Annotated in this window: 1 protein-coding gene; it reads right to left on the bottom strand. The window is 35.1% G+C overall.

Annotation, left to right across the window (positions count from 1 at the left end; all coding sequences use genetic code 11):
• Positions 1–476, bottom strand: a 476-nt coding sequence (locus tag AAHB15_RS30005) for an IS110 family transposase (RefSeq protein WP_342043902.1), incomplete at both ends; no start/stop codon positions are given.

The following is a 476-nucleotide window of genomic DNA, read 5'->3' as shown; positions in this document are numbered from 1 at the left end:
CTTCATATATTTTTTCTGAAATTGTTTCTTCACTAGCCTTCAAAATGTCTTCTGAAGCGGGAAACTCTGAAAGAGTTAAGAGCGACACCACAGAATATAAATCTCCAAAGACTCCTATATATTCAGGGAAAACTTGCTCAAGCACTGCCTGAAATTGAAGTTTTGTTTGTATCATTACGCCAGTTATATTTTCATGTTGTCTTGTGAGATTACGAAGGTTCAATAATTGAACACCACGCTTTTTATAAGGTTCTAATTCCTCTTTATAGAACAACTCACAGAGGAGGTAGGCATCAATGGCATCAGTTTTTACTTTTCTTAAACTTGATCCTCTTGCCTTATATGAAATCAAAGGATTAATGATAATTAATAAATATCCTCGTTCTTCCAAGTATTGAACAACTGAAGTTTGATAATGCCCAGTAGCCTCTAATATGACCGAAGGTTTCTTCCCTGACTCATGTTTAACATCCTCA

Origin of the sequence: Bacillus sp. OTU2372 (genome assembly GCF_038440275.1) — a bacterium.
Classification (GTDB): Bacteria; Bacillota; Bacilli; order Bacillales; family Cytobacillaceae; genus Neobacillus; species Neobacillus bataviensis_B.
The sequence above is the reverse complement of the archived record's forward strand: the minus strand, read 5'-3'. Positions and strand labels throughout refer to the sequence as shown.